The 6,606-nt window shown below is 56.9% G+C and carries 7 protein-coding genes; 4 read left to right on the top strand and 3 right to left on the bottom strand.

Annotated features, from left to right (window positions below; genetic code table 11):
* The 3 genes from GOQ28_RS01990 to GOQ28_RS01980 form a co-directional block, all read right to left on the bottom strand.
* Positions 1-715, bottom strand: a 715-nt coding sequence (locus GOQ28_RS01990) for an aconitase family protein (protein WP_336603719.1), incomplete at its 3' end; no start/stop codon positions are given.
* Between the two features lie 62 nt (positions 716-777).
* A complete protein-coding gene (locus GOQ28_RS01985; RefSeq protein ID WP_160355221.1) occupies positions 778-1,638 on the bottom strand; it encodes an isocitrate lyase/PEP mutase family protein in 861 nt (286 codons plus the stop codon).
* Between the two features lie 27 nt (positions 1,639-1,665).
* Entirely contained in the window at positions 1,666-2,361 is a 696-nt protein-coding gene (locus GOQ28_RS01980; protein WP_160355220.1) for a GntR family transcriptional regulator, read from the bottom strand.
* A gap of 187 nt (positions 2,362-2,548) precedes the next feature.
* Here GOQ28_RS01980 and GOQ28_RS01975 point away from each other — a divergent pair, with 187 nt between their 5' ends.
* From GOQ28_RS01975 to GOQ28_RS01960, 4 genes are all read left to right on the top strand, one after another.
* Positions 2,549-3,562, top strand: coding sequence for a Bug family tripartite tricarboxylate transporter substrate binding protein (locus GOQ28_RS01975; RefSeq protein ID WP_160355219.1), 1,014 nt, complete (start codon positions 2,549-2,551; stop codon positions 3,560-3,562).
* A 34-nt stretch (positions 3,563-3,596) separates the two neighbouring features.
* Positions 3,597-4,091 carry a tripartite tricarboxylate transporter TctB family protein gene (locus GOQ28_RS01970; RefSeq protein ID WP_160355218.1) on the top strand — a complete coding sequence of 165 codons (495 nt, stop codon included), beginning with the start codon at positions 3,597-3,599 and terminating at the stop codon, positions 4,089-4,091.
* A gap of 12 nt (positions 4,092-4,103) precedes the next feature.
* Positions 4,104-5,612 (top strand): tripartite tricarboxylate transporter permease, encoded by a 1,509-nt coding sequence (locus GOQ28_RS01965; RefSeq protein ID WP_160355217.1) that lies wholly within the window; start codon positions 4,104-4,106, stop codon positions 5,610-5,612.
* Between the two features lie 387 nt (positions 5,613-5,999).
* Positions 6,000-6,524 (top strand): carboxymuconolactone decarboxylase family protein, encoded by a 525-nt coding sequence (locus GOQ28_RS01960; RefSeq protein WP_160355216.1) that lies wholly within the window; start codon positions 6,000-6,002, stop codon positions 6,522-6,524.
* The last annotated feature ends 82 nt before the right edge of the window (positions 6,525-6,606 follow it).

The following is a 6,606-nucleotide window of genomic DNA, read 5'->3' as shown; positions in this document are numbered from 1 at the left end:
AAGCCATGGTGATGGGCTGCCCCAACATCGCCGCCCCGCCTTCGATGCCCCCCACACCCCAGCCCAAAACACCTAGCGAGTTGATCATCGGCGTATGGCTATCGGTTCCTAGCAGGGTTTCCGGATAGATCATCACACGGTCGCCAGCCGTTTCCGTCCAGATACTGCGCGCCAGAAATTCCACATTTACCTGGTGGCAGATGCCCGTACCTGGTGGCACGACTCGGAAATTGTCGAACGCCTGCTGCGCCCAGCGCAGGAAGCGGTAGCGTTCGTCGTTGCGCTCGAATTCGATATCCAAATTTTGCTCAAACGCGCGGGCTTCGCCGCTTACATCCACCATGACCGAATGGTCCACCACCATGTCGGCCGGGATTTGCGGATTGATGCGATCGGGATTGCCGCCATTGCGAGCGACTGCAGCTCTGAGCGCAGCCAGATCCGCCATAAGAGGTATTCCCGCCGAATCATTCATCAAAATGCGCGTCGGATGAAAAAACACTTCCTGGTCGAAACGTTTGGCGCGAACCGCTGAATAGAACGTAGTCAGATGTTCCGGGGTGACCGCTACCCCGTCCTCATGCCTGAGCATGTTTTCATAAAGGACCTTCAGCGACCGAGGTAGGGCCATGATGTCGTTTGCGCCGTTGGCCGCCGCGGCTTGCAAACTATAGTAGTGATAAGTTTTATTGTTGAATTCGAACTGGCGCAGCACCTTCAAACTATCATTCGAATTACCCATCGTTGTCTCCGTGATTATTGTTTGCTGTGGATGAGTTAACTGGCGTACCGCGCTTCCCTCTCCAGGTAGGCGGTGGTGCCAATGCGTGCTTCGCGTTCTTTGAAGCTCACCATGGCGTCATAGCCCGGATGATCTTCCTTGCCGGATCTGATTGCCTCTAAGGCGATCTCCATCCCCTTGATCGCCGCGCGTTGCAAATCACTCGGCACGATCACGATCCGATAACCCAGTGCTGCCAGACGTTCGCTTGGCACGAAGGGTGTTTTGCCGCCCTTGAACATGTTGATCAACTTGGGATAGGGCAGATCGCGGGCGACTGCCTCGATTTCTTCTACAGTCGTGGGCGCTTCGACGAAAATCATGTCCGCGCCGGCCTCCATGTACTGATGGGCGCGTTCGATTGTGCGCTCATAACCTTCCACTGCCAGTCCGTCCGTTCTAGCGATGATTACGAAATCATCGTCACTCAGTGCATCGCGCACGGCCCTGATTTTCTGCGTCATCTCGTGAGCCGGAACAATAGCCTTGTCATCGTAGTGACCACAGCGTTTCGGAAACTGCTGATCTTCCAGATGCAGCGCTGCCACGCCGGCGCGCTCGAACGCCTTGGCCGTGCGTTGGGCATTAAGCGCATTGCCGTATCCGGTGTCCGCGTCAGCGATGATGGGTATGCTCACCGCGTCGACCATCGTGGTCAGTCGATCCACCACTTCGGCCAAGCTCATCAAGCCGAGGTCAGGAATGCCCGTGCTTCGGGCAATCGCGCCACCACTGGCATATACCGCTTCAAATCCGCCCAGTGCTATCAAGCGCGCACTCAGTCCATCATAGGCGCCCGGCGCGACAAGCGCTTGTGAACGCGCGATCATGTCGCGCAACCGCTTCGACATCTTCATACTTCCTCCCTTCCCTCTTTAGACCGCTCACTGTGCCGTCGCCACCTCGGACGAAATCGCCTCCAGTACCAGATGACGTGAAGTGGCGAGATGACGTTTCATCAACAGCTGTGCGAGTTCTCCATCACGCTGGCTGATCGCTTCGATGATGGCTCGATGTTCCTTTAATGCGCGCTCGGCCCGGCCCTCGACCAGCTTATGCTGGTAGCGGTACATCCGGATCAGCGGGTACAAATTCCTACCGAGAATGTCTTCAATAATGGAGTTGCGGGCCCCGCGCACAATTCGAAAGTGCACGTCGAGCACATCCTCGCGCCGGTAATAGGCCCGGCCACTAGCCACTAGCTTGGCGTCGCCTTCCACGATATCGACGAGTTGTTCGATCTCCTCATCACTCATGTTCTCGGCTGCCAATCGACACGCCGCGCTTTCTAGCAGTTCTCTCACGGTGGAGATTTCCTCCCATACCTGCGCCGACAGCTCGCTGACTCGCGCACCCTGCCTGGCGGTTCGCATAATCAGGCGCCGGTCGGCGAGATGGCGCATCGCTTCACGCAACGGACCCCGACTGACAGCGAAACGCTCCGCCAATTCCATTTCGATGAGGCGCGAGCCCGGCGCGAATTCGCCGCGAATAATGGCGTCGACCATCATTTCGTACACCCGGTCCGACAAGGTTTCATTGCTTGCTAGCGACGGTGTAGCTGTATCTGATTCGTTCATATTGCTGACAATTTTAGGGAAACTCAAGCATAAAATTTAAGCGATGCGCGACGACTATAGGTATAAGCCCTTGATTCTTAATAATTTACGTTAACGTCACATAAATAATAAACGCCTATTTTGTTGACAATATTGTCCCCCAAACTTATCGTGGCTGCAGCAGCACCATAAAAATCAGGAGGAAGACATGTCACCGAAAAATCAGCTATCCCGCCGTCTGTTCGTTCTTGGCACCACCTGTGTTTTCGCTGTTTCGTCATTGGTGGCCCAGTCGCGCGCGGCCGCGGCCGATGATTGGCCCAGCCAACCGGTTAACTTGGTCGTGGGCTTCGGCGTGGGCGGCAGCGCCGACCGCTTCTCTCGGTTGCTCGCGCAATATCTCGGTGACGAACTGGGCAAACCGGTCGTCGTCGTCAACCGCCCGGGAGCCGGGGGACAGCTCGGGGCGACCTACGTGCTCGCGCAGGGCGATGACGGCCATACGATGCTGTCGACCTCGCTCTCACCTTATCTGGCCAACTCTATCGTGCATACGAACGCCAGCTATAAGCTGGACGATTTCGGCTTCGTCAATGCGCAGTGGTCAGACTATGATCTGATCGCTGTGAACAATGACCGGCCTTTCAAAACCTTGCCGGAATTGTTGGAGTCGATCAAAGCCAATCCCGGCAAGCACAGCGTCAGCGTGGTTCCGAGTTCCGCCGGCCAGCTCACCACGTACCTGCTGCTCGAAGCGGCCGGCATCCCGGCCAAGAATCTCAACGTAGTGACCTATGAAAGTGGCGGGCAGGCACGTTCGGCAGTAGCGGGCGGACAAGTGGACTTCACCATCTTGTCAGCGGAGGGCAGCGAGGGGATACGTGATCGGGTGCGCCCGCTCGCAATCGTGAGTGATCGACCCGTCGAGGGTTGGAACGAGGCTCCATTGGTCAACGAGGCCCTCAAACCTATGGGTATTGAAATTCCGTTGCTCGACGGCTCTATCCGTGGCGTGGCCACCTCTGCCAAGTTCAAGCAAAAGTATCCCGAACGCTTTGCCAAATTCGTATCGGCCTACGAACGCACACTGAAAAATGAAAAGTATCTTGAGCAGCTCAAGAAAATGAAGATGGGCGCGGACTGGCTCGGGCCTGAGAAAACCACCGATGTCATGAACCGGAATTACGAAATCATCAGTAAATACCGGGATGTCATGAAATAGCCCACTTCGCCCTGTTACCCCTGGACGAGAGACAATGGAAAACAGACACTGGACTGCACGGGTGGACTGGCGACACATCATTGTTGTTGTGGGCATTGCCGCTGTCATCAGTCTGTACTTGTTCGATGCAATCAATGCATCCACCAAGGTCGGGAATCTTATCCTCGTCCTACCTGCCTCGATTCTCGGCTTACTGCTTTGCTTGCTGACCATTGCCAGCATCATCAACGACGCCCGCAAGCCGATAGCGCCACCGCCTGAAGAGGCGACCGCCGATGCCGAGGTGCAGCCGTCACGCCTGGACAGGTGTCGCCCCTTTCTCATGCTGATGCTGTTCGCCATCTACATCCTGCTCATCCCCCTGGCAGGAATGGATGGCGCATCGGCGCTCTTTCTCGCCGCCGCGCTATATCTCAATGGCGAACGGCGAATCTGGTTCATCCTAGGTTACGCCCTCGTCTTCGCCGCCGCTGCCACCTGGTTATTCAAGTCCATCTTGCCTTACCCCTTGTACACCCTCTTCATCTGAGGAGTACCAGCGATGTTCGACTTCTCCGCGATTGCCGATGGCTTCGCGCTACTGTTTACTGACTGGACCACATGGTCATTGGTCATCCCGGGTTTGATTATCGGCCTGGTGTTCGGCGTGATCCCGGGGCTGCAAACCAGCATGGCGATGGCGATGTTTCTGCCGATCACTTTCGCACTGGATTTTCTAACAGCCATTCTCTTTCTCACCGCCATATTTACCGGCGGGATGTTCGGAGGCGGTATCACCGCGCTGCTCATGAACATTCCCGGAACCTCTTCCGCAGTGGCGACGACCTTCGATGGTTATCCCATGACGCTCAAGGGCCTGCATAATGAGGCGCTCGGATTGGCGCTAGGCGCGTCATGTATCGGATGCATCCTCGGTTATACCGTTCTGATGCTGTTAATCCAGCCATTGACCGGCGTGGTGTTGAGCCTCGGACCCACAGAGATGTTTGTCATCATTCTATGGGGGCTTACTCTCATCGCTACGTTGGGCGAAGGGTACGTGATCCGCAGCCTGCTGATCGGCGTGGCGGGGCTGCTAGTGGGCACCATCGGCATGAGCGCCACCGGGGTAATTCGCGGTACGTTTGGCAGCCCCTACCTGCTGGATGGTGTCGCGATTATCCCCGCCATGATCGGCATGTTCGCCGCGTCGGAGCTATTTGGCTTGCCCAAGGCAGCCGCCATCTCCGGCTCCCAGCATACCAAGGCGATCGACTTGCGCGGTGTGGTTCGCGGCTTGGGCCAATCGCGAGGCAGGATGGGAACGATCATACGCGGCAGCTTGATTGGCACAATCGTCGGCGCGGTGCCAGGGGTGGGCTCTTCGGTTGCCAACTTGGTGTCTTACGGCAGCGCGAAACGGCGCAGCAAAGATCCAGGGTCTTTTGGCAAAGGCAACCCGGACGGCCTCGCCGCTTCGGAATCGGCCAACAGCAGCTCGGAAGGCGGCGGCATGGTGAGTCTGTTTGCCCTGGGCATTCCCGGCGGGGCCGGCACTGCGGTGCTGCTTGCCGCGTTCAGCATACATAACGTCACGGGCGGACCTCGCTTCATGGCCGAGAAGGCCGACGTCATTTACGCCATTATTCTGGCCAACATAGCGCAAGCCATCCTGCTCCTTATCGTGGGACTGCTGTTGTTGCCGCTATTGGCCACTATCGTCCGCGTGCCTCGCACTGTGCTGGGCCCGTCCGTGTTGGTCATGGCAACGTTCGGCTGCTTTGGGATTACTGGGGATCTCACGGGGCCAACCACATTACTCGTTTTCTCGGCCGTCGGCTTCGTGCTGCGCAAATATCGTTACTCAGTGGCTGCCGCTGTCATCGGTATGCTGCTAGGAGGCATGGCGGAATCGGAGTTGCTGCGCAGTTACCAGATCAGCGGGGGCCAATTCTCATACATCCTAGGCAGACCGATCACCCTGGCACTGCTGGCCATGCTAGTTGGTTCTTTGCTCCTGCCGTATTGGCTAGCCCGTATCAAAGCCCGGGCTTCCATGGCAGCTTCCTGAGCGAAACCGGCCCATTCCGCATCGTCTTTTGCCATGTTACGAGCTGGACCATTTCATAGAGAACGAAAAATTCTGCCTAAATGGCACTGTTGATAATATTAGTTATCAACAATGCTATTTCGCTTGGTCGGCACCTTATCGAACCCCATATCCCCATGCGACAGTGGCACGTTTACGGCCTCAGCACCCTCCCCTACCGAGTCGTAAGTTAGCCGCACGCCACCAACCCCAGACTGGCAATCACCCTCGCCCAGGCAAAGTACCCAATATTGTTCTCCCTCCCCCACATTCATTCGCCCTGGGAATCTCTGCCCGCAAACCCGGAATTTCTCCGTGGACAACAGTCCATGTACAGTCAAGCCACGCTAACAAGGAGGAAGGAAAACCGTGGCTCGTATCCCTTATGCAGACTTGAACAGTGGCGACGTCAAGCCTTTAGTTGATCGCATCGTGGCAGAACGCGGCAGCGTCCTGCACCTGTATCAAATGCTTTTGAATAGCCCCCCGATCGCCGAGGGCTGGCTCAATTACCTGACAGCGGTGCGCCAAAAGGCCAAGCTCAACGGCGCGATTCGAGAGCTCGTCATCGTACGAGTCGCGCAGATCAACGGGGCTCAGTACGAAGCGGATCAGCATATCCCGATCGCTTTGAAGGAGGGCGTGACGCAGCAGCAGGTCGACGCCCTGGCAGACTGGGAGCGATCCAATGCCTTTAACGAGACCGAAAAGCGCGTGCTCGCCCTGACAGACCAGATGACCCGGCAGGTCCATGTCGACCCCAAGCTCGTTGAAGGCCTGAAATCGGATTTTGACAACCAAGAAATCGTGGAACTGGTGGCCACCGTGGCCGCCTACAACATGGTTTCGCGCTTCCTGGAAGCCTTGGGAATCCATTCCGACGACCCGCGATAACCCCGCGATGCAAAAAAGCCCGGAGAGCCCGTGTAGAGGCCTACCGGGCCCTGGGGCCCACCCGCCAGAAATAAACGCGCCA

Origin of the sequence: Bordetella sp. 02P26C-1 (assembly GCF_009763255.1) — a bacterium.
Classification (GTDB): Bacteria; Pseudomonadota; Gammaproteobacteria; order Burkholderiales; family Burkholderiaceae_B; genus Bordetella_A.
The sequence above is the reverse complement of the archived record's forward strand: the minus strand, read 5'-3'. Positions and strand labels throughout refer to the sequence as shown.